Source organism: Slackia piriformis YIT 12062 (assembly GCF_000296445.1).
Lineage (GTDB): Bacteria > Actinomycetota > Coriobacteriia > Coriobacteriales > Eggerthellaceae > Slackia > Slackia piriformis.
The window spans coordinates 522501-546279 of the sequence record NZ_JH815198.1; the positions used below are offsets into that span (position 1 = coordinate 522501).

19 protein-coding genes, 1 tRNA gene, 2 rRNA genes, 1 riboswitch and 1 other annotated feature (1 of these 24 running past the window's edge) are annotated in these 23779 nt (G+C 58.1%); of the genes, 18 read left to right on the plus strand and 4 right to left on the minus strand.

The genetic code is table 11. The annotated features are described in order from the left end of the window. Both HMPREF9451_RS02335 and rrf read left to right on the plus strand, forming a co-directional pair. Nucleotides 1-1897: ribosomal RNA gene (locus HMPREF9451_RS02335) — 23S ribosomal RNA — on the plus strand; it begins 1078 nt to the left of the window's first position. 113 nt (nucleotides 1898-2010) lie between these two features. Then, nucleotides 2011-2125: ribosomal RNA gene (rrf, locus tag HMPREF9451_RS02340) — 5S ribosomal RNA — on the plus strand. Between the two features lie 464 nt (nucleotides 2126-2589). Here the strand turns inward: rrf and HMPREF9451_RS10180 are convergent. Then, nucleotides 2590-3720, minus strand: coding sequence for a helix-turn-helix transcriptional regulator (locus HMPREF9451_RS10180; protein WP_009138690.1), 1131 nt, complete (start codon nucleotides 3718-3720; stop codon nucleotides 2590-2592). Next, the gene (locus HMPREF9451_RS10055) at nucleotides 3681-4046 is read right to left on the minus strand and encodes a hypothetical protein (RefSeq protein WP_051000951.1); all 366 of its coding nucleotides are present in this window, start codon (nucleotides 4044-4046) and stop codon (nucleotides 3681-3683) included. The genes HMPREF9451_RS10180 and HMPREF9451_RS10055 overlap by 40 nt, the downstream gene beginning before the upstream one ends. Before the next feature lie 424 nt (nucleotides 4047-4470). On the opposite strand from HMPREF9451_RS10055, the gene HMPREF9451_RS02350 reads away from it, so the two are divergent. The 13 genes from HMPREF9451_RS02350 (at nucleotide 4471) to HMPREF9451_RS02410 (ending at nucleotide 18868) form a co-directional block, all read left to right on the plus strand. Continuing rightward, nucleotides 4471-6132 (plus strand): FAD-dependent oxidoreductase, encoded by a 1662-nt coding sequence (locus HMPREF9451_RS02350; RefSeq protein ID WP_009138692.1) that lies wholly within the window; start codon nucleotides 4471-4473, stop codon nucleotides 6130-6132. 292 nt (nucleotides 6133-6424) lie between these two features. Beyond that, nucleotides 6425-7033, plus strand: a complete 609-nt coding sequence (locus HMPREF9451_RS02355) for a hypothetical protein (protein ID WP_009138693.1) — start codon at nucleotides 6425-6427, stop codon at nucleotides 7031-7033. Nucleotides 7034-7278: 245 nt separating this feature from the next. After that, nucleotides 7279-9936, plus strand: coding sequence for an aconitate hydratase AcnA (gene acnA, locus HMPREF9451_RS02360; protein WP_009138694.1), 2658 nt, complete (start codon nucleotides 7279-7281; stop codon nucleotides 9934-9936). Nucleotides 9937-10016: 80 nt separating this feature from the next. Next, nucleotides 10017-11948: a hypothetical protein gene (locus HMPREF9451_RS02365; RefSeq protein WP_009138695.1), complete on the plus strand. Its 1932-nt coding sequence runs from the start codon at nucleotides 10017-10019 to the stop codon at nucleotides 11946-11948. Nucleotides 11949-12025: 77 nt separating this feature from the next. Continuing rightward, nucleotides 12026-12153 (plus strand) — a sequence feature (ribosomal protein L10 leader region). A 68-nt stretch (nucleotides 12154-12221) separates the two neighbouring features. Beyond that, complete coding sequence (gene rplJ, locus HMPREF9451_RS02370) at nucleotides 12222-12743, plus strand: 50S ribosomal protein L10 (RefSeq protein ID WP_009138696.1); 522 nt, start codon at nucleotides 12222-12224, stop codon at nucleotides 12741-12743. Nucleotides 12744-12831: 88 nt separating this feature from the next. Then, the gene (rplL, locus tag HMPREF9451_RS02375; protein WP_009138697.1) at nucleotides 12832-13206 is read left to right on the plus strand and encodes a 50S ribosomal protein L7/L12; all 375 of its coding nucleotides are present in this window, start codon (nucleotides 12832-12834) and stop codon (nucleotides 13204-13206) included. 118 nt (nucleotides 13207-13324) lie between these two features. Beyond that, the gene (locus tag HMPREF9451_RS02380; RefSeq protein ID WP_009138698.1) at nucleotides 13325-14209 is read left to right on the plus strand and encodes a DUF4013 domain-containing protein; all 885 of its coding nucleotides are present in this window, start codon (nucleotides 13325-13327) and stop codon (nucleotides 14207-14209) included. Nucleotide 14210: 1 nt separating this feature from the next. After that, on the plus strand, nucleotides 14211-14699 hold the full coding sequence (gene ybaK / locus HMPREF9451_RS02385) for a Cys-tRNA(Pro) deacylase (protein WP_009138699.1): 489 nt from the start codon (nucleotides 14211-14213) through the stop codon (nucleotides 14697-14699). A 225-nt stretch (nucleotides 14700-14924) separates the two neighbouring features. Next, nucleotides 14925-14999: transfer RNA gene (locus HMPREF9451_RS02390), tRNA-Glu, on the plus strand. 122 nt (nucleotides 15000-15121) lie between these two features. Beyond that, a complete protein-coding gene (locus HMPREF9451_RS02395; RefSeq protein WP_009138700.1) occupies nucleotides 15122-15370 on the plus strand; it encodes a hypothetical protein in 249 nt (82 codons plus the stop codon). A 2-nt stretch (nucleotides 15371-15372) separates the two neighbouring features. Next, complete coding sequence (locus HMPREF9451_RS02400) at nucleotides 15373-16656, plus strand: aminoacetone oxidase family FAD-binding enzyme (RefSeq protein ID WP_009138701.1); 1284 nt, start codon at nucleotides 15373-15375, stop codon at nucleotides 16654-16656. 8 nt (nucleotides 16657-16664) lie between these two features. Continuing rightward, entirely contained in the window at nucleotides 16665-18347 is a 1683-nt protein-coding gene (locus HMPREF9451_RS02405; RefSeq protein WP_009138702.1) for an NAD(P)/FAD-dependent oxidoreductase, read from the plus strand. 161 nt (nucleotides 18348-18508) lie between these two features. After that, nucleotides 18509-18868, plus strand: coding sequence for an arsenate reductase family protein (locus tag HMPREF9451_RS02410; protein WP_009138703.1), 360 nt, complete (start codon nucleotides 18509-18511; stop codon nucleotides 18866-18868). 126 nt (nucleotides 18869-18994) lie between these two features. Here HMPREF9451_RS02410 and HMPREF9451_RS02415 read toward each other — a convergent pair whose 3' ends face one another. Then, nucleotides 18995-20191 (minus strand): MFS transporter, encoded by a 1197-nt coding sequence (locus HMPREF9451_RS02415; RefSeq protein WP_009138704.1) that lies wholly within the window; start codon nucleotides 20189-20191, stop codon nucleotides 18995-18997. 138 nt (nucleotides 20192-20329) lie between these two features. Between HMPREF9451_RS02415 and HMPREF9451_RS02420 the strand changes: the two genes are divergently transcribed. Together HMPREF9451_RS02420 and murB are read left to right on the plus strand one after the other, a co-directional pair. Next, nucleotides 20330-21205, plus strand: a complete 876-nt coding sequence (locus tag HMPREF9451_RS02420) for a MerR family transcriptional regulator (RefSeq protein ID WP_009138705.1) — start codon at nucleotides 20330-20332, stop codon at nucleotides 21203-21205. An 86-nt stretch (nucleotides 21206-21291) separates the two neighbouring features. Then, a complete protein-coding gene (gene murB / locus HMPREF9451_RS02425; protein WP_009138706.1) occupies nucleotides 21292-22248 on the plus strand; it encodes a UDP-N-acetylmuramate dehydrogenase in 957 nt (318 codons plus the stop codon). Nucleotides 22249-22368: 120 nt separating this feature from the next. On the opposite strand, the gene HMPREF9451_RS09320 is transcribed toward murB, so the two are convergent. Then, nucleotides 22369-22866: a phosphatase PAP2 family protein gene (locus HMPREF9451_RS09320; protein ID WP_009138707.1), complete on the minus strand. Its 498-nt coding sequence runs from the start codon at nucleotides 22864-22866 to the stop codon at nucleotides 22369-22371. Nucleotides 22867-23205: 339 nt separating this feature from the next. Then, nucleotides 23206-23282, plus strand: a riboswitch (adenosylcobalamin-variant (AdoCbl-variant) riboswitch). A 72-nt stretch (nucleotides 23283-23354) separates the two neighbouring features. On the opposite strand from HMPREF9451_RS09320, the gene HMPREF9451_RS09940 reads away from it, so the two are divergent. Then, nucleotides 23355-23779 (plus strand): hypothetical protein (locus HMPREF9451_RS09940; RefSeq protein WP_009138708.1); only part of this gene is annotated, 425 nt, incomplete at its 3' end.

Consider the following 23779-nt stretch of genomic DNA (forward strand, 5'->3'; position numbering starts at 1 on the left):
CGCCCGCTAAGGCCCCCAAGTCCGTGCTGAGTGGCAAAGGATGTGCGTTTGCCTAGACAACCAGGATGTTGGCTTAGAAGCAGCCATGCATTTAAAGAGTGCGTAACAGCTCACTGGTCAAGTGGACATGCGCCGACAATTCACGGGGCTAAGCACGGCGCCGAAGCGGCGGACCGTATACATTACGATGGTAGGGGAGCTTTCCGCGCAGGGCGGAAGCCGGAGGGGCGACCCCCGGTGGACCGCGCGGAAGTGAGGATGCAGGCATGAGTAGCGAGAGCAGGGCGAGAAACCCTGCCGCCGCAAGCCTAAGGTTTCCTGGGCGAGGCTAATCCCCCCAGGGTCAGTCGGGAGCTAAGGCGAGGCCGGGAGGCGTAGCCGATGCGCAACGGGCGGACATTCCCGTACCGCCGGGGCGGCGCTTACGACCGATGGGGCGACGGAGAAGGGTAGCCGGGCGGGGTTCTGGACGTCCCCGTGAAAGCGCGTAGGGCGCGAGGCAGGCAAATCCGCCTCGCATCAGGCCCGAGACGCGAGACGAAGCTTCGAGCGAAGCCGGCGATCCCACGCTTCCGAGAAAAACCCCTAGGCAGGCGCCCCGGCGCCCGTACCAAAACCGACACAGGTGGGCGGGTAGAACATACCGAGGCGATCGGGTGAACCATGGTCAAGGAACTCGGCATAATGGCCCCGTAACTTAGGGAGAAGGGGCGCCCCCCGCGGTGAAGGAGCGAGCCTCCGGAGCGGCGGGGGGCCGCAGCGAAACGGCCCAAGCGACTGTTTATCAAAAACACAGGACTCTGCCAAGCCGCAAGGCGACGTATAGGGTCTGACGCCTGCCCGGTGCCGGAAGGTCACGGGGAACCGTCAGCCGAAAGGCGAAGCGGCGAACCTAAGCCCCGGTAAACGGCGGCCGTAACTATAACGGTCCTAAGGTAGCGAAATTCCTTGTCGGGTAAGTTCCGACCTGCACGAACGGCGTAACGATTTGGGCGCTGTCTCGACCATGGACCCGGCGAAATTGCACTATTCGTGAAGATGCGAATTACCCGCGGAAGGACGGAAAGACCCCGTGAACCTTTACTGCAGCTTGGCATTGGCCGACGGCGCGTCGCGTAGAGGATAGGCAGGAGCCCGCGAAGCGGGGGCGCAAGCCCCCGTGGAGGCGACCTTGGAATACTGCCCCCGGCGCGTCGGCGGCCTAACCCCGACCCGTGCACCCGGGCGGGGGACCGTGCCAGGCGGGTAGTTTGACTGGGGCGGTCGCCTCCCAAAGAGTAACGGAGGCGCGCGCAAGGTTGGCTCAGGGCGGTCGGCAATCGCCCGCAGAGCGCAAGAGTGCAAGCCAGCCTGACTGCGAGGCCCACAAGCCGAGCAGGGACGAAAGTCGGCTCTAGTGATCCGGCGGCCCAGAGTGGAATGGCCGTCGCTCAACGGATAAAAGGTACTCCGGGGATAACAGGCTGATCTTGCCCAAGAGTCCACATCGACGGCAAGGTTTGGCACCTCGATGTCGGCTCATCGCATCCTGGGGCTGAAGTCGGTCCCAAGGGTACGGCTGTTCGCCGTTTAAAGCGGTACGCGAGCTGGGTTCAGAACGTCGTGAGACAGTTCGGTCCCTATCCTCCGTGGGCGCAGGAGAATTGAGGAGGTCTACCCCTAGTACGAGAGGACCGGGGCGGACGGGCCTCTGGTGTCCCGGTTGTCGACCAACGGCACGGCCGGCTAGCCACGCCCGGAACGGATAACCGCTGAAAGCATCTAAGCGGGAAGCCGTCTCCGAGATGAGTTCTCCCTCCGGTAAGGGCCCTCGTAGACCACGAGGTCGATAGGCCGCAGCTGCAAGCGCCGCGAGGCGTTCAGGCGAGCGGTACTAATAGCCCGAGCTCTTGCTTCCCGACCCCGGATGCCCGGGGCGGGCGGTCTCGAGAGGAGGAACGTCTCCCGAACGACGCTATGCGGCCGCCAGGGCGCCCGTGGGGTCCCGGACGCGCAGGGGGCGCCCTGCGCGAGCGCGGCCACGGAGGCGGGGATCGCCCGATCCCATCCCGAACTCGGCAGCTAAGCCCGCCATCGCCCAAAGTACTGCGGAGCAAGTCCGCGGGAGGACGGGACGCCGCGCTCGCGCAGGGCGCGTCCGCCCCCATCGGGGGCAGGGCGCGCGCAGGGGAGGGGCCGCAGGGTCCCTTCCGCGCTTCCAGGGGGTCTTCCGGCCCCCTTTCCTTTTTCCGCGGGGGTTCCGCGCTCTTCCCGACGGCTGCCGCCATCGTCTTTTCCATTCGGGCCCTTCCCGAGCCCGCCCATGGGGCCTGCGGCACGAGGAGTTGCGGGTCTCTTTCCCAGTGCTCCTAGAATGCATCTTTCCTGTGCGCCTAAATGCTTCGCTGCGCTGTAGGATTTCCTTTCCTGAGCAAACCTTCGCTTCTCTCCTTTGTTCGTTCGCAATACGCCTGCTAGAAGGGTGTAGTTTTGCGTGGTGGGATATTCATGAAGCGAATACGGCTTGCTTTTGCTATGCAGATTGTGTCTTTTGATTCTTTGTCGCGCAGCTCGCTGTCGATGTGGTCTATTCCGTTTTGCTGGAAAGTTTTATCGGTAATCCTCATCGACGGAACTTGTGATCGCGCGTTTTGCGTCTATATTCTCTACGAGATCGAACAATTCGTCGCGTGAATGTACGTCGAGCTTCTTGTATAGATTGCGTATGTGGGTTTTCACGGTCTGTTCGGATATGAAGAGCTCGCTAGCGATTGCAGTGTTGCGTTTTCGTTGTGCAAGGAGCGTCAGGATTTCTTCCTCGCGCAGCGATAGACGGTAGTTCAGGGCAATTTCACGACTACGGTTTTTTAGCAGGTCTTCGCGTACGATCTCTTCGGCTCGTTTTGCGTCAGAGGTTTTGATCCCGATGCTCCATTGCGCGGTAATGCTTCGCTCCGTCAACAGGATGATGCTGCTGACGATTACCAGAATCACTACGACGATCGATAGGATATACGAGCTGTCGATTCCGATTGACAATTCCAGAATGGGATCGCGTGCTTCGCGGCCAAGAGCATTGAATATCATTCTTACGCTGCGTTCGATGCAGAAGAGCCACAAAGCCGAAATGCCCTGGCGGTAGCACATGTTCGTCAGGATGATCATGAGCAAAATGGAGCATGCGGTGTAGGCTGCAGCTATGCACAATGCGGTAAATGTCTGATTGAAATTACCCACAACGGGTACGAATAAAAAGGCAGCAACGGCAAGAGGCAACGCCACGTGAAAGATTGCTGAGAAGTCGAATTTTCGTTTGCGCAAGGCCACACCAAAGAAAACGAACGCACCTATCGCCAAGACACCCGGCGATGAATGGGGGCCGAATATTGAGGTGGTGAGTTGCGATTGCGCGAGGCCATAGGCAAAAGAATAGGCCGCCATCCAGATGGCGAGCTTCCATGGGAAAGTAGCCTCGGCAAACGGTGCGCTGGGTCGTTCCTTTTCAGACAGCGAATCGAACGCTAGTGAGAGCGAGACCAGGGACCCTATGGGCAGCATGAACAGGAAGGTAGCAAACCACGGGAAGAGAAAGCCCTTCATGGTGTAGACGATGAGTGCTGCTGCGACAATTGATGCCGAGTAGTACAGCGCGACGCGTACTGGGCCGAGGCAGCCGTAGAGCTCTGACCAGAGAATGACGATTACTGCCCACCGATTCCTCCGCAGATAGCGGCAGGCCACATGAGGGCATTCGTCATATCGGGGTGTATTGCTCCGATGACGACGCACGCGGTAGACACGAGAAGAAAAGAAAGCGCCATCAAGTGTGCAGTACGTTTCCGAATGAGGGGCGAAAGCTGCTTTGCAAAGATGGCTCCAAGAAGAAATGCTACCACCATGGTGCCATCGAAAAGATTGCGCGAAGTTTCGGCTTGCAATGAAGTCCCAAGATAGGAGCCGACGAAGGCCAATTCGATCCATGCTCGGTAAAGAGCGATACCGAGGAAGGTGAGCGGCAGATGCGGCACACGTGCAAAGATGCTTTTCTTGACAGGTGGTTTCGTCACTGTTTTGCGCTCTTCGGACTCGATGCTCCGACTGCGTTGGGGCGTCTGTTTCGATGCGGTCGACAATGCGTCGTCGGCTCCGCTGGTATGCTGCCTACCCTGACTCAAAAGGTGTCCTTTCATCGCGCAAAGGCTGCGTGTTCGCTTTGTGTGCGATATCGATTCGTCTTTCGACAGTATAGCGGTTCGCTTGAAAAGGACGGTCTTGTCTTTGTGTCGAATGGGGAATTACCAGCTCATTGAAGGGGTAGTGAGGGGGTGGTAGGAAAATACCACGCTGTTTTCGCGTCGAGGCGATGGATTCTGCCTCTCAGCATATTCATTGTATCGCTTGTGAATGCGTCCGCGCTGTCCCATCCCCTCCAAGATGGCGTGGGCACACGGTGGCGTAAACAGACGATACAGAGGAAGGGATTGGGCAGTAATGTTTGATGCAAAACAGGAGTCGGTTTCCCGAAGAGGATTTCTTGGTTTCGCGGGCGTTGCCGCGGCAGGTCTTGCGGGCGCTACGGCGCTGTCGGGTTGTTCGCCGCGTACATCGGGCGGCAAGGATTCCAAATCGGGTGAAGTTGCGGGCATCAACGGCGTAAGCGGCCACGAACGCGAAGGCCTGCCTTCGTTCTTGATTGCTCCGGAGCCCATTACCGATATCAGCGAGACACTCGATTACGATGTTGTGGTGGTCGGTGCTGGTTCTGCCGGCATTCCGGCGGCGCTCTCGGCCTGCGAGGCCGGCGCAAAAGTTGCTCTGCTTCAAAAGGAGAGCACGGCCATTTCTCAGGGAAATACGGCCAGCGGCATCATTACCGACAAAAGCAACCCAGCTGCAGCCGCAGCGCTGGCTCAACTGCTCGTGAAGGAATCGGCTTATCGCGCCGACCCTGCGCTTATTCAGGTCTGGATCGATAACGGCGGCGAGGCGGTCAAATGGGTGCTCGACAAGGTTGCTGCTGCGGGCGGTTCGGTCATCGACCAGGGCAACAATCAGCAGTCGAAGGCATCCAACGAGGTGAACGGTTATGAGGGCCTGAACTACGTGACTTCTTATATGGGTCCGAAGCCGTATAGCAACGGAGACGGTATGAAGGTGCTCGCTCAGGTTGCGGAAGAGGCCGGAGTGGACATTTATTACAGCACGCCTGCCGAGCAATTGGCCAAAAACGAAGACGGGGCCGTGTCCGGCGTCATCGCCGAGGGCGAGAACGTGTATATGCAGTTCAATGCTGCGAAAGGCGTCATCATTGCCACGGGCGATTATCAAAACGACGAGGAGATGTCGAATTACTACTTGCCCGACCTGCGTTATTTCGGCCGCAAGCAGTCCAATAAGACCGGCGATGGCCATAAGATGATCGTGTGGGCCGGCGGGAAGATCACGAATATCGTGCACACGAAGATGATGCATGACTTCGATGCGGGTCCTATGTGGAACGTGCCGTTCCTGGCTGTGAAAACCGCATCCGGCAAACGTTTTATGAACGAAAAAATCGACATGGCCACGGTGTGCAACTACCTTACGTCCGAGGCCGATGCAGGACGATATTGCCAGGTTTTCGATAGCAAGTACGAGCAGATTGTTCCCGAGTGGAAAGGCGTAGGCAAATTCGTAAGTGCCGAGGACATGAGAGTATACATGCCCGAGGAAGAGGTTGAGCGCAAAGGCGTGCTTGAAGGCTTCATCAACACGTGGAAGGCCGATACGCTTGAGGAATTGGCCGAAAAGCTTGGCATCGAAGACACGAAGACGTTCGTCTCCGAAGTAGAGGCGTACAACGAATTGTGTGCAGCTGGCTCTGACACCGCGTTTGGTAAGGAGGCACAGTACATGATTCCTGTCGACACTCCGCCGTACTACGGCATTTCTCGTACCATTCGCCTTTCGGCCATTTGCAGCGGCGTCGACGTCGACTCAAACCATCAATGCCTCAATGATGCCGGAGAGCCTATCAAGGGCCTGTATGCCGTAGGCAATTGTTCGGGTGGTTTCTACGGTGGCGTCGACTATCCGTTGACGGTTGGAGGCCTTTCCATTGGACGTTGTTACATGGAAGGCTACGTGACCGGTAAGCTGGTTGCGTCTCTGTAGCGTGTTTTTTGACGGTGCGATGCATGTATGCAATGCGCGTATCGACCGTATCTTTTTCGCCCCGATCCCAGGTCCATGCGTTGGACTTGGTCGGGGCTTTTTGCGGCCGGACCAGGAATGCTGCGGAGGGCCGTTCGCGTTTGCGCAGACGAGCGGGCTTCTCGTCTACAGCGGGCGCGATCGAGGCGTTTTTCCGATGGATATGCTGCGTCATCTGCGTTTTTCACACGTTCGTAAGCTATTATGAATTTTTAATTGCAGTATTTACGCATCGCAGATGGAGACATTTCCCATGACCGACATGATTAAGGCTCAGCGCGAGCAGCTTGCTCGTATTGCGCTGGATAATTCCGACTTGCTTGATGAGCTGTTTACTCGATTGGAGAGTTCTTCTCGTCGTGAAAGGCAGAATGCGGCAGCCACCCTTTCCGCCGTTGCGTCCTTTGACCCCCAGGCGGTTTTTTCCCGTATCGACGCATTCGTCAACGCTCTCGATCGTCCTGAGGCGCAAACGCGATGGGAATCTCTCGAGGTACTGACTCACTTCCTCTCCCTTGATTCCGATTCCTGCGACAAGGCCCTTCCGGGCGCTGAGGGCGCTTTGTTTGATGAGGATTCCGGCCCGCTTCGTCTTGCCGCCCTTCGTTTTCTCTGCAAATACGGAGAGCTTTCCCAAAAGCACAGCCTGCAGGTTTGGCCCTTGCTCGACGAGGCCATTCAATGCTATCACGGTGATCTTGAATTTCAGGACATGCTCATTGCGGTCATCTCCTTTTCGGAGTCCGATCTTGCTGAATCCGTTCGCGACGAGCTCAAAGATCGCATGGAGTTCGACGCCAAACACGGCCGCGGCGTTTTGAAGAAGCGTGCTCAGCTGATTATCGAGAACCTCGACAAATAGCATTGTTTTCGGTGCCGGGCATTTTGCTGCGTTTCCGTATGCGCTCTGGCGAGCGCCTCTTTTGAGAACAGTTTCATAATGCCAAGTTTGTGGCGGGAATCGGCCGCGTATTGCAACGCTCGCTTCGGATGCAGGCCCTTCGCTGATTTTTCGGCTCGTCGCTTTATTTGGCTAAAGCGCGCATGATATGATAGGAGGGTTACAGAACGGTCGCATAATGCGACCCTGATTCAGCGAGGTTGCATATGAACAATCGCATTGACGTGCTTGCCGTGGGCGATCGCTCCGTAGGGTATTACCCCGTTCGCGGAATTGACGGCGCCGACAAGCTTCCGTACTCTTTGCGCATTCTGCTTGAAAACGTTTTGCGCATGGCTCCTGATGACGATTCTGCAGCTCGTTTCGCAGGTCGCGTAGTAAGCGCGGGGCTTGCAGGCGAGCAGGGCGGAGAAATCGAATACATGCCTGCGCGCGTCTTGCTGCAAGACTTCACGGGCGTGCCTGTTTTCGTCGATCTTGCCGCCATGCGCGAGGCGGCTCGCGATCTTGGGGGCGATCCCTCGCGAATCAATCCCCAAATTCCTCTGGACTTGGTCGTCGATCATTCGGTCATTGCCGACGTTGCAGGGTGCCCTCAGGCGCTTGAGAAGAATATGGAGATGGAGTTTGCCCGCAATGGCGAGCGCTATCGTTTTCTCAAGTGGGCCCAGGAATCTTTCCAGAACGTGCGCATCGTTCCTCCTGGGGCGGGAATCTGTCATCAGATTAACGTCGAGCACTTCGCAACGGGCGTTATGACCAAGAGTGAGGATGGCAAGGAGATTGCCTATTTCGATACGGTGGTAGGAACGGACAGCCACACGACGACGGCAAACGGCATCGGTGTGCTGTCGTGGGGCGTTGGCGGCATCGAGGCGGAGGCAGCGGCGCTCGGACAGCCGATTACGACGCTCGTTCCGCGTGTCATCGGCGTGCATCTTACCGGTCGTCTTTCCGAAGGTGTTTCGGCGATGGACGCTGCGCTTGTTTTCGCGCAGATGCTTCGTGCCAAAGGGGTCGTAGGATGCTTCGTCGAATGCTTCGGCGAAGGCGTGGGCGCGCTTTCGGCGACTCAGCGAGCCTGTATTGCCAATATGACTCCTGAGTACGGTTGCACGTGCACGCTTTTCCCCGTCGATGACAGGACGCTTGAGTATCTGCGTTTGACGGGCCGCGATGAAGAACAGGTCGCTCTTGTCGAGGCTTATGCCAAGGCGCAAGGGCTCTGGAACGAGGATGCCGAGCGCGTCTACAGCGAGGTCATCGAGCTCGACCTTTCTACGGTGAGGCGCAGCCTTGCCGGTCCAAGCCGCCCGCATAGCCGCTTCGACGCGGACGCCGCCCGCGATGCTTTCCGGGGAATCTGCGAAGAACGCGGTCTGGATATGGAGCGTCATGCGGTTGTCGATCTTGGAGGCGAGTCTTTCGAGCTTGCGCATGGCGCGTTGGCCATCGCCGCCGTCACAAGCTGCACGACTGCGACCGACCCCGAGATGATGCTTGCCTGCGGTTTGATTGCGAAAAAGGCTCGAGAGGCGGGTCTTGAAGCGAAACCTTGGGTCAAGCGAGTTATGGCCCCCGGAAGCCATGCTACTCAGCTGCTGCTCGAACGCGCCGGTCTTGCCGAGCCTCTTGCCGAACTTGGCTTTGCGACATGCGGTTTCGGCTGCATGAGCTGCATCGGAAATTCCGGTCCCATTTGGCCCGAGATGCATGAGGTCGCCGGCGATATCGAGCTTGCCAGCGTGCTTTCGGGCAACCGCAACTTCGACGGGCGCATCTCCCCGGATGTTTCCCAGAATTACCTGTGCGCTCCCGCGGCCGTTGTCGCGTACGCTATCGCGGGTACGATGGACTTCGATTTCGAAACACAGGAACTGGGCTTGAACGAAGCGGGCAATCCGGTGTATCTGCGCGATATCTGGCCGTCCGACGAAGAAATCGAGCGTGCGCTCGACGCTTACGCGACCAAGGAGCTTTTCGAAGAGGGAGGACGCGGCCTTTACGAAGGAACCGACGCCTGGAAGGCACTTAAGGTCGAGTCGTCTGACATTTTTGCGTGGGATGAAGACTCCACCTATGTTCGCCATGCTCCGTATTTCGAGGGAATGACGCTCGCGCTTCACGATGTGAAGCCCATAGAAGGCGCGCGTGTGCTGGTCAATGTGCGCGATTTCATAACGACGGACCATATTTCTCCTGCGGGCAGCATCGCCTCCGACAGCCCTGCTGCGGCGTATCTGCGCGAGCGCGGAGTCGAACCCGAGATGTTCAACACCTACGGCAGTCGCCGAGGAAACCACGAGGTCATGGCACGCGGAGGTTTCGGCAACGTCAAGCTGTCCAATATTCTCGCCGAAGGCCGTAATGGCGGATATACGCGCGATTTCGAAACGGGGCAGGTCACGAGCATCTTCGAGGCTGCGCGCGATTACGAAAAGGCGGGTCTTTCGTCGGTGGTCCTTGCAGGCAAGATGTACGGCAGCGGGTCGTCGCGCGACTGGGCGGCGAAGGCCCCTCTTCTTTTGGGCGTTCGCGCGGTCTTCGCCGAAAGCTTCGAGCGCATCCATCGTTCGAATTTGATTGGCATGGGCATCCTTCCCCTTCAGTTCGAAGAGGGGCAAAGCGTCGAGAGTCTTGGACTTGATGGGACGGAGACATTCTCCATCGAGGCGATTGATTTCGGCGACGGCGAGCCGTGCATGCCAACGCCGTCGAAGGTGAAGGTAACGGCTTTGCAGCAGGATGGCTCTGCGAAGGAGTTTCAGGCTATAGTACGAGTTGATACGCCGACCGAGGGGGCATACATGGCCCATGGCGGCATCCTGCAGTACGTGTTGCGCCACCTTGTGGCCAACGCATAAGTTTGACCGACGCGCTGACGGGCACCTGCATAACGCAGGCGCCCGTTGCATATCGGCTTGATACATAGGGAAGGGAATACATGGCAGGCAACCAAAATCCATTCTTCACCATGTTCGGCATGGATGATCCATTTGGCGCGGGGGAGGGATCTCAGCAGGCTACGCCTCATGTCGAGTTCAATGCGACGGAAGATTTCCACCAGCTCAAGGATAAGTTCGCAAGTATGAGCAAAAAGGCGTTGGTCGCGCTTGTCATCGTGGCCGTTATCGTCCTTGCCGCCGCGTATTGGTGGTTCCATCCTCCCATCAACATCCACAGTGTCGATACGTGGATGTTTGTTGCAGTGTTCATTCTGCTGCCGACATTTCTGTTCTTCCGCGCGAAAACCCGCGCATACAAAAACGGAACTTCCAAGGTGTCGAGCAACGCTGGCAAGGCGAAAGCCTTCAAGGTGCTCTCTTTCGTTCCCGTGGTCGTTTTCGCGCTGGTGCTCGTAGGAACCCTCATGTCGGTTTCTTTCTTCCCGGGCAATGCCCAGAAGTACGCAAGCGTCCTTCAGACCACCGATATGGAGTTCACTCAGGACATTCAAGAAGTGGACTATAACGAAATCCCCGTTATCGACCGCGAATCCGCGGTGCTTCTGGGCAACCGTACGATGGGCGCTATGTCCGACCTGGTGAGCCAGTTCGAGATTTCCCCCTTGTACAGCCAGATCAACTATCAAGACCACCCGGTGCGCGTAAGCCCTCTGGTGTATGCCGACTTGTTCAAATGGCTCCAAAATCGCGAGCAGGGCATTCCCGCCTACGTCATCGTTGACATGACCTCTCAGGATGCGCAGGTTGTGCGCCTCGAGGGCGACAAGGCCATCAAATATTCCGAAAGCGAGCCTCTCGCTCGAAACATCGATCGCTATGTGCAGCTGAAGTATCCCTTCTACATGTTCGGCGAGAAGTCTTTCGAAATCGACGACGAAGGCAACGCGTGGTGGATTTGCCCCGTTCGTGATTTCACGATCGGTCTTTTCGGCGGCGAGACCGTCTCTCGTGCCGTTTTGGTGAACGCATCAACGGGCGAATGCCAGGACCTCGATGTTTCCGAAGTTCCCGAATGGGTCGACCGCGTATACCCGGCGAATCTGCTCATCCAGCAGTACAACTGGTCCGGCAAGTACAAGGACGGATGGATCAATAGCTGGCTCGGCCAGAACGGCGTCGTCCAGACCACTCCCGGCACCGACGGCACGCTCGGTTACAACTACATCGCAAAAGATGACGACGTTTGGATGTACACGGGCGTTACTTCGGCCACGGGCGACAACTCCATTGTCGGCTTCGTGCTGGTGAACCAGCGCACGTCCGAGAGCCACTTCTATTCCGTGGCCGGCGCAACCGAGGACTCTGCCATACAGTCTGCGGAAGGCCAGGTGCAAAACCTCCGTTACCAGGCAACCTTCCCAATTCTCATCAATGTGAGCAACACGCCTACGTACTTCATGGCTCTGAAAGACGATGCCGGTCTGGTGAAGAAGTATGCGATGGTTGATATCCGCAGCTATCAAAACGTTGCAGTCGGCGATACGGTGGCTGACACCCAGAAGGCTTACATGTCCTTGATTGCGGCGAACGGATCGGGCGAGGATTCGGCTTCGAGCGATTCGGCCATTGAGGCGAGCGGCACGATCAAGACGATCGCGCAGGCGGTTATCGAGGGCAACTCGCACTTCTACGTGACCCTCGACGGAGATAGCCGCATCTACGACTTCGCTTTGCCCGGCATGCTCAACGTGGTCTCTTACGCCGTGGGCGACACGATCACTTTCCGCTATATCGAAGGCGATCCGACAAGCGTTGCCCAGGAGATTGTCGAAACGGCCGTCAACGGCACGCAGGATTCTTCCGGCCAAGGCGGCTCTTCTGCCTCCGACGCCGAGGATAAGGACGGTTCGGATGGCTCCGCTTCTGGCGAAGAGAGCGCGTCCGGTCAATCGGAGGAGAAGGCTGCGTAGCTTGATTTTTTGAAATTCCATCTTGCATTCTTCGGAAAGTAGGATAAAATATCTACTCGCGTTTGAAAGAACGCATGTGAACGATAGTTCCGCTACCGAAGACAGCAGGCACCGAAAGGTTTAATTGCATTGCAGCCAGCCGAGGTGGAGCGCATGATGATAGTGCGACCCCCGTGTCTTCGACCGGGGGTCTTTTCTTTTCGTTTTGCGAGAACAGGCCCACCCTCAATGTGGCGGAGCGTTTGAGCAAAAACGAAAAGGAGGTGAAACAGCATGCCAAACAAGCACAATGTCGAAAATGTCGCAAAGATCGCTGAAGAGCTTCAGGACATCACCGCAATGTGGGTTATCGATTACCGCGGTCTTACCGTCAAGGAGGTCGAGACTCTTCGTCGCGCAGTCCGCGAGGCTGATGCGAAGATGGGCGTTTACAAGAACACCCTTATGCGTCTCGCACTGGAGAACGCCGAGCTCCCCGAGCTGGGTGACATCCTCTCCGGCCCTTCCGCTTTCGTGTTCGCCACGGGTGACCCCGTTGCTTCCGCAAAGGCCATCAAGGACTTCGCGAAGAAGAACGAGAACCTGGTCATCAAGGGTGGCATGATGGACGGCGTCGCCTACGGCGCTGCAGAGGTCGAGGCTATCGCAGCCCTTCCTTCCCGCGAGGAGCTCATCGCCAAGCTGCTCGGCACCATCAGCAACCCCATGGTCAAGATGGTCCGCGTCTGCAACGGCCCCATGGAGTACTTCGCTCGCGCGGTTTCCGCTATCGCGGACCAGAAGTCTGCAGCATAAAGCTGCATAGAGCGGCTTAGGCCGCGTTACGTGAAAACCAAGGCGTCGGCACAACGATGTCGCGCCTCATGTGAAAGGAGCCATAACAATGGCCGTTACTCGTGAAGAGATCATCGAAGCTTTGAAGGAAATGCCCGCCCTGGAGCTCTCCGAGCTCGTCAAGGAGCTTGAGGAAGTCTTCGGCGTGTCCGCCGCTGCTCCCGTCGCTGTTGCTGCTGCTCCCGCTGCTGAGGGTGGCGCTGCAGAGGAGAAGTCCGAGTTCGACGTCGTCCTCGAGGGCTTCGGCGACAACAAGATCGCTGTCATCAAGGTTGTCCGCGAGATTACCGGTCTTGGCCTGAAAGAGGCCAAGGAGGTCGTCGAGGGTGCTCCCAAGGCTATCCAGGAGGGCGTCGCTAAGGACAAGGCTGAGGAAATCAAGGCTAAGCTCGAAGAGGCTGGCGCTGCTGTTACCTTGAAGTAACAACTCAGCAACGACTGAATCACTTTTCAATCACGAACGAAGGGTCGAAGCATACGCTTCGACCCTTCGTTGTATAGTTCTCGGAAGATGACGCATAGGCTAGGCAAAGGAGACTCAGGTGCAGCAAGGGTATTTTTCTCGGTCGTGGGAAGCCTTTCGTTCCACGGAAGGGTGGTTTGCCAAGATATGCGTTCTTGCGCTCGTCGCGTTCATTCCGATTCTCGGACCCATCGTGGTTTCCGGCTACCTTCTAGGTTGGGCGCGCGATGCCGCATGGGGCATGGACAATCCTCTTCCGCGCAAAGTTTTCGGGAACGAAGACGGACGTCTGTATCGTCGCGGTCTGTTTGTTTGGATTATCTCGCTTGTCATGGGCCTGGCGGTCTTCGTCGTCGTTTTTGTCTGCATGTCGCTTTTCGGCCTGGCTGCAGGCGTCTTCTCGACGCTTTTCGACGGCGCGTACGCCGCCGGCTTTCTTGCCATTCCCGCCACGATAGGATCTTTCGGCATAGGCGCGGTATCTCTTGTCGTTTCGTTCGCGGCGCAATTCTTTATCTGGATAGGATGCATGCGAATGAGCATTTACGACACGCTGAGCGCGGGTTTTCAAATAGGGCAGATCTGGTCGATGATTAAGCGCGATCCCGTAGGCCTTTTGAAGATATTTCTCTACGAGCTCGTCGCATCGCTTTTGATCGGTGTCGTGTTGGCCGTAATATGGACAGTGCTGGTTTTCGTCGGGATGATCGCTGCTATGGTTTTCGTCGGGGCGGCCGACCTTTCCGGCATGGCAGCGTACGGGCTGGACGGATTCGCCATTATGGGAGCCATCGCGGCCATTCTGCTGTTTCTGGCCGTTGTATACGTTTCGATGGCGCTAGGGGTTGTTCTGCAGGCTTTGGTGTATCGTTCGCTGGGCTATTGGACCGCTCAGCTCAACGTTGCGGCATGGGGTTCCCAATACGACCCGCTTCCGCCTCTTCAGTACGACATGCGAGGTTGATGTGGCTAAGAAAGACAAGTTCGAAAAGACCAACGCTATGCGTATGCTCGATGCCGCAGGGGTTTCGTACGAATGCCACGTGTACGACGGCTCCGTTGCCCTTTCGGGGGTCGAGGTCGCTCGTTTTCTGGGGCAGGACCCGGACAGAGTCTTCAAAACCCTGGTAAGCGTCGGTCGAAGCGGCGAGCATTACGTGTTTATGATTCCTGTGGCGGCAGAGCTCGATTTGAAGAAAGCTGCCGCTGCTGCAGGCGAGAAAAGCGTGTCTATGCTCAAATCGCGCGAGCTGCTTCCTCTTACGGGTTACATCCACGGCGGGTGCAGCCCCTTGGGCATGAAGAAGCATTTCAGAACGTTCATCGACGAGACCGCCCAGCTTTTCGAGGATTCGATCATGTGCTCCGGCGGCCGTATAGGGTGTCAGATTGAGCTTTCGCTTTGCGATCTGCAAAAAGAGGCCAAAGCAGAATTGGCCGACCTTACCGTCTAGATCGAAAGGGGCTTGCGTTGCGGTTTTGCTGACGGGGCGCTGAGGCGCCAGGTCTCGCTGCATTGCCCAAGGTTGTGCAATGTAGGAGGGTGCTGGGGTTTCGGGCGCTGGCGCAATGCCGTATGCAGCGGGGTTTCAGGCGCTGAAACAATGCGGAGAAAAATTTTTAAAAAAGTAGTTGCATTACAAATTGGATTTTGCCATAATAACCGAGCTGCTTGATTCGTCCCCATAGTCTAGAGGTCAGGACGCGGCCCTTTCAAGGCTGAGACACGAGTTCGATTCTCGTTGGGGGCACCATAAATCCAAACCCGAACACCTTATGGCGTTCGGGTTTTTTTTATTGCCGCTTCAATGACTCGAAAGCTGCGGCGGTATCATAGAACGATTCTGTATCGAGATACGTGAAAGTGGGAAACGCTATGGCATTTTGCTGGGAGAAACGCGGCTGCGATGAAGAGATGCAGAGCCGCTGCCCTCATAACATCCCGGGGGAGCTCTGTCCGACCGAATGTAACTTCGCCGCGTGCGACAGGCCCACGCACGAGGTCGCCTACGGCCTGTCCATGCTTGACAATCCCGATGTCGACAGGAACGCACCCGTGAAGGAAGTGTGCCGCGTGTGCAAGTTCTTCATTGAGCACGGTCCCGTCATAAAGAAAGAGGCGTAACTATGGCACGTGTAGCAGTTGTGGGCGGCGGCGCTTCGGGCCTTGTCGCCGCCATCGAAGCGGCGCGATCCGGAGCCGATGTGGTGCTGTACGAAGAGGCCGACCGCGTAGGGAAGAAAATCCTCGCCACGGGAAACGGCCGCTGCAACCTCAGCAACGCCGACATCATGAGCGATGACTACAATCGCCCGGAATTCGTGCAAGAGGCCATGAACGAGCTACCTCCCGAAGACGTGTTGCAGATGTTCGTATCGGCCGGCCTGCTTGTTTCCGAAGAAGACGAGGGCCGCATCTATCCTTACAGCAACAAGGCCGCGACCGTTGTCGACGTGTTGCGCCTTTGCTTCACCGAGGCAGGCGCCAAGGCATGCTGTTCGTCGAAGGTGGAGCGTATCGTGCCTGCGGGCGAGGCGGGCGAAGTTCAGAATGCCGCATTGTGCGAAAACGATGGCGGCCGTTGGGCCCTGGTCTGCGCCGACGGTGCGGTCGAGGCGTTCGATTCGGTGATTGTGGCTGTAGGAGGCGCCCCGGAGAAAGGGCTTGTGCCCGATGACGTCAAGTATGTCTCCACGCATCCTGTTTTGGTGGGTCTGAAGACGGATACCGCGAATATCAAGGGTCTTTCAGGGATACGAGTTCGTGCTCGCCTGTATCTCGATACCGATCCCGAAGATCTTCGCGACGCATGGATGGATGTGGTCGACCCCGATTTCGAGGCGGATTATGTGGGGCCGGAAGAACGTGGCGAGATTTTGTTCAGGGATTACGGCATTTCCGGCATTGCGGCCTTCGATATGTCTCGCTATGTCCGCCCTGGTCAGATGGTCTTCATAGACCTTCTTCCCGACCTTGACCCCCAAGAAAAGGTTGATTTCATTTGGAATCAGGTTCTAAGCCACCCTTCGCGCACGGCATGCGAGGTTTTGTCCGGCATGATGCCGTCTCGCGTTGCACGCGCCGTCGTCACGGCGGCAGGGCTCAATCCTGATGAGCCGATTATTGCCGAGCAGGAGGCCGTGGTGCTTGCGATGGTTTCCGAATCGTTCGGCCTGACCGTGAAGGGAATTGCCGATCCGAAGCAGGCCCAGGTCATGCGCGGCGGCTATGCGGTGAAGCATTTCTGCCCGAGCACGATGGAGTGTAAAAAGCACGCAGGGCTCTACGCCGTCGGCGAGGCGCTCGATATCGATGGACGCTGTGGCGGTTACAACCTGCATTGGGCTTGGACGAGCGGTATTCTTGCGGGCCGCGCGGCGGCTGGCGCCGTCCGCTCCGTGCTTCGATAGGGGTTTGCATGCTCGAGATAAGCAATCTGCGCCTTCCGCTCGATGCCGGTCTTTCGCATGGGGAGGACTTGGTGCGCAGACGCATCGCGAAGGCCATAGGGTGCGATTCGTTGCGCATTGCGGACATGCGTCTTTTGAAGCGCAGCGTGGACGCGCGCAAGAAAAACGACGTTCACTTCGTCGCGACGTACGCTTTCAGCCTTACTGGCGCGGACGAGCTGGATGCCGCGCGGCGCGGATGCAAGCCTCCGGCGCATCTGAAGCTTCATGAGCCGTATGCGGGCTATCGCCCGAGACGTCTTCAGCGTCGCCCTGCGACTCGTCCTGTGGTAGTGGGCACGGGTCCTGCCGGCTTGTTTGCGGCCTGGGCGCTCGCCAAGGCTGGCGCTTGTCCCTTGGTCGTTGAGCGCGGAGAATGCGTGGATGCGCGTCTGGAATCGGTCGCTCGTTTTAACGGAGGGGGTCCGCTCGACCCCGATTCGAACATTCAGTTCGGAGAGGGCGGTGCCGGTACGTTTTCCGATGGCAAGCTGACCACGAATATCAAGAACCCACGATGCAAAGACGTCCTGCATATTTTCGCCGAAGCGGGGGCTCCGGAGGAAATCCTGTGGCAGGCGAAGCCCCATATCGGAACCGACCTGCTTGTGGACGTTGTGCGACGCATGCGCGAGGAGATCGTGGCCATGGGGGGAGAGGTTCGCTTCGGAGCGCGTTTCGAATCTCCGTGCTTTGCGGACGGCTCCCTCGAATCCATCTCGGTTGTGGACGTGAAGACCGGGAGGGCGGAATGCGTGCGGGCGCGTCACCTGGTGCTCGCTTGCGGCCATTCAGCGCGCGATACGTTTCAGGTGGTGCATGACGCGGGTCTTTTCATGGAACGCAAGCCTTTTTCCGTAGGCGTGCGCATCGAGCATCCCCAGAAACTCATCGACCGTTCTCAGTACGGCAAGGCCGCATCGCATCCTGCGCTCGGCGCGGCGGACTACAAGCTCGCTGTTCACCTGGAAAGCGGGCGCGGCGTGTATACGTTTTGCATGTGCCCGGGCGGCGAGGTGGTGTGCGCGGCGTCCGAGGAGGGCGGCGTATGCGTCAATGGCATGAGTCGTTTCGCCCGAGAGGGGCGCAACGCCAATGCTGCCGTCCTCGTGGGCGTGGAAGACCGGGACCTTCCCGGGGACAGCGTGCTTGCGGGCGTCGAACTCCAGCGCATGATGGAGCGCGCAGCGTATGAGGCTGCGGGCTCTACCTATGCGGCTCCGGCGCAATACGTGGGCGATTTCCTGGCCCATCGTGCAAGCGACGGCCCCGTGGACGAAGGAGTTGATCCGACGTATGCACGCGGGGTTGCCTGGTGCGACCTTCGCCAGGTTCTTCCCGAATTCGTTTCGCGCTCGATTGAAGGGGCGCTCCCTCTTCTCGATAGGCGCTTGCGTGGTTTCGCGTCGAAGACGGCGGTCATGACAGGCGTCGAGACGCGAAGCTCGAGCCCCGTGCGCATCGTTCGTCAAAAAGACACGATGCAGGCGGTCTTTCACGAAGGGGTAGATTCGTCCCAGGGTGGCTCTGGCGTGTATCCGTGCGGAGAGGGCGCCGGGTATGCAGGTGGCATCATGTCCGCCGCCGTCGATGGATTGCGCGTGGCCGAAGCCCTCATCGATGCTCTTGCATGCGAAGAGGAGAGGGGCTAGTCTTTCGCTTCTGCAGGTGCGAGGGCGTTGTTGCTAGCGTCAGAAGCGTGATTTGGGCGCGACAAGTGCAGCCGTAAGCGCGAAAAGCACGGTTGCAGGTGCAAAATGAAGGCGGCAAAGACTCGGCCTAACGATGATGCGTATGAGGAAAGGACACTGTTATGGGCGTTTTGTTCGTAGAGTATCCCAAGTGCACGACGTGCAAGAAGGCGAAAGCATGGCTCGATTCTCATGGAATCGAGTACGTCGACCGCCATATCGTGGAGGATAACCCCACGGCCGAAGAGCTCGCCGCGTGGCATCGCACAAGCGGGCTTCCCGTGCGCCGGTTCTTCAACACGAGCGGTATGAAGTATCGAGAACTGGGCATCAAGGCGAAGCTCGATGCGGGAATGACCGACGAGGAATGCTACGAGCTTCTGGCGACGGACGGCATGCTGGTAAAGCGTCCGCTTGTCGTAGGAGAAGACCTTGTGCTGATAGGCTTCAAAGAGTCTGCATGGGAAGAGGCTTTGTTGTAAAGAGCTTGCCATGCGGTAGCGCGTGTGCGTGGGCAAACGGGAAAGGCGGCTGCGATGGAGTGTTGTCGCAGCCGCCTTTGTTTGTCCGGTCGCGTGTCGCGGCGACCGTTATGGGCAAGGGCGGCGTCAGGCGTTCTTCGTTTTGGCGAAGACGATGCCGACGGCTCCTATTCCACAGATGAGAAGGGCTATGAGCACGCCAAGAAGTCCGAGCGTATCGATGCTTGCGCCCATGGCGAGGCTGGCAATGGTGCATCCGACGTATCCGACCAGATTAATGGTGGAAACGATGCGCGCCGTGTCTCCATCGGCTTTTGCCAGAAGCAGACGGAGGCTTCCCGAGAGGCACATGCCCGTTGTCATGCCGAAGGCTCCGGTTGCGAGAAGGAAGGCGGCGAACTGTTCGAGCGCCATGAATAGGCACATGAGCGCGGTCGTCGCGACGAGTGCCACCATGGAGACGCGCAGGGAGAGCCCCGAACGCATGCGGGCTTCTACAGGGCCGCCGAATGCGCTAGGAGCCATGGAAAGCGCCAGAATGCACGATCCGACAATCGGTGCGGCCATGCCGAAGCAGTCGAGCGCGACGATGGCACTGAAGGATTGATAGTAGGTCCCTATGGTCCAGGCCGCGAGGTATGCCGTTGCGGCAACGGGGAAGACGGGCAGAATGGCGGGGTCTATTTTGGTGATCGGGCGGATGGCGGCGCGAAGGCGAACGCGGGCGTGCGGCGGCTCGGGCGCGCAGAGCACGAAAACGATCCCCAGCGTCATAAGGGCGGCCACTATGTAGTACATGATCGCGTAATTGCTGCTTACGGTGCAGAAAACGCCGATGGCGATTGAACCGATCATGACGCCTACGAGCGCTCCGCATCCTGCAATCGTCGTGGCGACGACGAGAAACCTTCCTTTTGCGACGTCTACGACCCAGGCCGAAATGGCGCTCATGGCTATACCGCAGGAAAGGCCTTGGAAAAAGCGCGCTGCAAATAGCATGGGTACACTTTTGACCTGGGAAAAAAGAAGACACCCACCTATGCCAAGGAGAAGCCCTATAACGGCGGAGGCTCGATATCCTATGGCGTCGGAGACCGATCCTGCCACGAAGAGCACCCCGCATACGCCGATCAGGTACGACACCATGGCGACGGATATAGCCGCGTCCGTAAGTCCGATCGATGCGCGGTATTCCGAGTACAGCGGAATGGGGACGGCCGAGGAGGTGAAAAGGACGAGGAAGGCGAACGATGCCGCCAGAAGGCCGAGAATGGCTTTCGGGTTTGTTGCCCCATCATGCGATGCTGCTTTTCCAGACGGCACGGCTGCCCTCCTTTCGTGATACATGCGAGCGAGGTGGATGCTAAACTATCGGGTAACCATAGGGTCAAGGGAGAAAGCGAAAATGCCGCGATGGCTGTCGCGCCCGCGTCGCCGCTTTGCGCTCGAGAAAGAGGCAGGATGGAATCGCTGTTCAAAACGGGGGAATTCGCCGAACTGTGCCAGACCACGAAAAATACGCTTATCCACTACGACCATGTGGGCGTTCTCAAGCCGACGGAGGTGGGAGAGAACGGGTATCGCTACTACAGGCCAAACGATCTTTTCAGATTTAAGACGGTTCGTGCGCTGACGGATGCGGGCTTCACGCTTCAGGAAGTTCGCTCCGTATTTTCCGAATACGATCCCGATACGCTCGGTCGAAGCGTGGCCGAGCACCGGGCCGAACTTCGCGCCCATATCGACCGCCTTGCCCACGCCGCCAGTCTTCTGGATGAGATTGATAGGCAGATTTCGTCGAATCGCGAAGCGGAGCCCGGAGCATTTTTTCTTGAAGAGAGACCGGATCGTCTGATTATCAATCTGGATTGTCCGGTGGATTCCATGTGGCTGAAGGGCGCGGACGCCGCGCTGTCCGACGGAAAGGCCATGGAGACGCTCGAACGAATTTCTCCGGAAGCGTCGCTTTCCCTGTACGGTCTTAAAGCGTATGACGCGTTGGAGCGGGGGCGGATTTGCTACGACGGTGGGTTTTACCTTCTACCCGAGAGCGTGACATTCGAGGAAGTCGTGCGGCTGCTTCGTTCCGAGAGCCATCTGTGCGACGAAAGCCAGCTTGAAACGGTGCCGGCCGGCACGTATGCGTGTATTTCCGAGGTAGGACCGCAGAAAAAGGCCGCTGCGGTTCATGCGCGCTTGCTCGAGGAGGTCGGTCGACGAGGGCTTCGCCCATGCGGTCCTCGGTACGAGGTCATCTCCTTCCGACTTTCGGACGTGGCTCCCGGGCGGGTGTATCGCTTTGTCGTTTCAGTGCGTTGCGAGCCTGCGGATGCGTGATGCGGTTCGAATTGATATGCTTTCCGTCGAAGAAAACGAACGCGTCTACCCGAAGGGCGCATGGCGCATAACGAAAGGTGCTTTCCATGCATGTTTCCATCCAGGGCGAAAACGAACAGGGCCGTGTCGATCGGGCCGATGTTCGCGAATTCGCGAAGACGCTCGCCGGCATCGTCGGCGAGGAGAATGTTCTGCTTGACGAGCCTATGGCGAAGCACACCACGTTCCTCATAGGCGGTCCCGCCGATGCGTACGTGATACCGCAGAACGTCGAAGACGTTGCGGCGATCGTGCGCGCATGCCGCCAGTCGGGCGTTCCGTATCGTATCGTTGGTAACGGCAGCGACCTCTTGGTGGCTGACGAAGGTTTGCGCTGCGTGATTGTGCAGATCCTCAGCAATCTGTCGAGCATCCACGTCGAAGGAAGCTTCGTACGTGCTCAGGCGGGTGCGACGAACGAGGCCGTGGCGCGTGTCGCGTACGAGAGCGGCCTTGCGGGATTCGAGTTCGCAAGCGGAATTCCCGGAACCATCGGCGGCGCGGCCATCATGAACGCGGGGGCGTACGGCGGCGAGTTCAAAGACGTTGCTGTGGAGCTGACATGCGTTACCCCCGAAGGAGAGATTGTGAGCGTGTCGCGCGATGAGGCGGATTGGTCGTATCGCCACAGCATGATGGACAAAGCGGGATATGTGGTGGTCGAAGCCCTTCTTCGCCTGGAGGAGGACGACCCTGCGGCCATCAAGGAGCGCATGGACGACCTGCAGGCGCGCCGAGAGGAGAAGCAGCCCCTCGAGATGCCAAGTGCAGGAAGCACGTTCAAGCGTCCCGAAGGCTATTTCGCGGGCAAGCTCATTCAGGATTCGGATCTGCGCGGCTATCGAGTCGGTGGAGCCCAGGTTTCCGAGAAGCACACAGGTTTCGTGGTGAATGCCGGCAATGCTACGGCCGCTGACGTTTTGCAGCTTATTGGCGACGTGCAGCAGCGCGTGCGCGAACGCTTCGGCGTCGAGCTCGAGCCTGAAGTTCGTCTGTGGAAATAGCGGAAGCGAACGGCCTCTTCAGCGACGTCACGAACCGTTTCTCATCGGGAATATGAGCAGCCCCGCCGAAATGAATCTGAACCGCATCGCAATTCGGCGGGGCTGCATCGTATCGAATAGCTAGAACGTATCCTCTTCGGGGCGGTTGGCCTTCTTTTTGCGGCGCACGAAGTAACGGGCGATGTATACGGCGGCAATGCCGCTTGCGATGCCGAGCGCCATGCCGGCTAATACGTCGGTTGGATAGTGGACCCCCAGGTAGAGTCGTGAGAATGCGACGCATGCGGCTCCTGCGAGAGGAATTGCCTTGTACCAGGCGTGACGCATGGGCAGAAAGCAGAGCGCCGTGGCGGCAGCGAACGAGCTGCCTGTGTGTCCCGATGGGAACGAGAAGCTTTCCGGCAGCGCAATAAGTTGCGTCGCGAGCGTGGGGTCCGCTAAAAACGGGCGGTCGCGCCCGATGATGTTCTTGAGGCCGAGCTCGCCGACAAGATAGGCGCACATGATCGCGATGATGACGATGCCGCCGTAGAAGCGGTATTCCTTTTTGCATAGCAGCAACCCTGCGACGACAAACCAGACGAATGCCATATCCCCCAGGGATGTGACGAATGTCATGGCCGTATCCATCGCAGGCGATTGGAATGCGTCATGTATCGCATGGAGAATAGCGTTGTCTATGTCGGTAAGCCGTTCGAGCATGGGTGGCATTGTAGCAGCGTTAAGGCGTTCGGAGAAAGACGTTACGAATTCGGTGCTTTGATCGCCCGTGCTGGCGGCCTGCGGCGCGGGAAGAGCGCATTCGAACGCGGGAGATAGCGTTGCGTTTGGTAGAATGCCGACCGAGAGAGGAGGTTGTGCCGAAGAATCGGCGGAGCGGTGCAGGCCATGACCGCGTATGGATAAAAAATGGTCGAAGACGATGCTTCCTGCGAAGCCATTGGTTTCGGGGTGTTTCCTCGGAACAAGAGGGAATGAGGGTGAGAATCCCTCGCTGTACCAGCAACCGTAAAGCACCGGGGACGCTGCCGACGACAAGGGCAGCGCGCCGCGTCGAAGTCGGAATACTCGTTCGTCTTTAGGCCCTGGATAGAAAGGTTCCGAATATGATCGGAAGAACGCAGGCAATTGCGCGCGCAAGGCGCACACGCAGCGTATCGGGCGGTAAAGCCCAATATCATGAGCTCGGATCGGGCTTCCTCAAGAAATTGATACCTCTGATGATCGCGGTGTCGTTGGCGACATCGATGATTCCTGCCGCCGCGCTCGCAAATGACGTCGACGCGGCGGAGACGGCGGGTACCGCTGGTGTTGCGCAGACGACGGATGTTGTTGATGCCGATTCGAACACGGGCGCAAATCAAACGGATGACGTCGAGGACGACGCCGCGCAAGCGCCTAGCGATCCCGCCGTGGACTCTGCGGACGGCAACACGGACGCGCCTAACGATGCAAACGAAGAACCTCTTGTAGACGATGAGGGAAGCGAGGGTCTCTCGACCTTTGATCCTGTGCCTGGCGCGGGCAGCGA

Excerpts from the sequence above, each read along its gene's own strand:
- murB (WP_009138706.1), top strand. The coding sequence starts at position 21,292 with ATGCATGTTTCCATCCAGGGCGAAAACGAACAGGGCCGTGTCGATCGG.
- HMPREF9451_RS02410 (WP_009138703.1), top strand. The coding sequence starts at position 18,509 with ATGGGCGTTTTGTTCGTAGAGTATCCCAAGTGCACGACGTGCAAGAAG.
- HMPREF9451_RS02400 (WP_009138701.1), top strand. The coding sequence starts at position 15,373 with ATGGCACGTGTAGCAGTTGTGGGCGGCGGCGCTTCGGGCCTTGTCGCC.
- HMPREF9451_RS02420 (WP_009138705.1), top strand. The coding sequence starts at position 20,330 with ATGGAATCGCTGTTCAAAACGGGGGAATTCGCCGAACTGTGCCAGACC.
- rplJ (WP_009138696.1), top strand. The coding sequence starts at position 12,222 with ATGCCAAACAAGCACAATGTCGAAAATGTCGCAAAGATCGCTGAAGAG.
- HMPREF9451_RS02350 (WP_009138692.1), top strand. The coding sequence starts at position 4,471 with ATGTTTGATGCAAAACAGGAGTCGGTTTCCCGAAGAGGATTTCTTGGT.
- rplL (WP_009138697.1), top strand. The coding sequence starts at position 12,832 with ATGGCCGTTACTCGTGAAGAGATCATCGAAGCTTTGAAGGAAATGCCC.
- HMPREF9451_RS02365 (WP_009138695.1), top strand. The coding sequence starts at position 10,017 with ATGGCAGGCAACCAAAATCCATTCTTCACCATGTTCGGCATGGATGAT.
- acnA (WP_009138694.1), top strand. The coding sequence starts at position 7,279 with ATGAACAATCGCATTGACGTGCTTGCCGTGGGCGATCGCTCCGTAGGG.
- HMPREF9451_RS02405 (WP_009138702.1), top strand. The coding sequence starts at position 16,665 with ATGCTCGAGATAAGCAATCTGCGCCTTCCGCTCGATGCCGGTCTTTCG.
- HMPREF9451_RS02395 (WP_009138700.1), top strand. The coding sequence starts at position 15,122 with ATGGCATTTTGCTGGGAGAAACGCGGCTGCGATGAAGAGATGCAGAGC.
- HMPREF9451_RS09320 (WP_009138707.1), bottom strand. The coding sequence starts at position 22,866 with ATGACATTCGTCACATCCCTGGGGGATATGGCATTCGTCTGGTTTGTC.
- HMPREF9451_RS02355 (WP_009138693.1), top strand. The coding sequence starts at position 6,425 with ATGACCGACATGATTAAGGCTCAGCGCGAGCAGCTTGCTCGTATTGCG.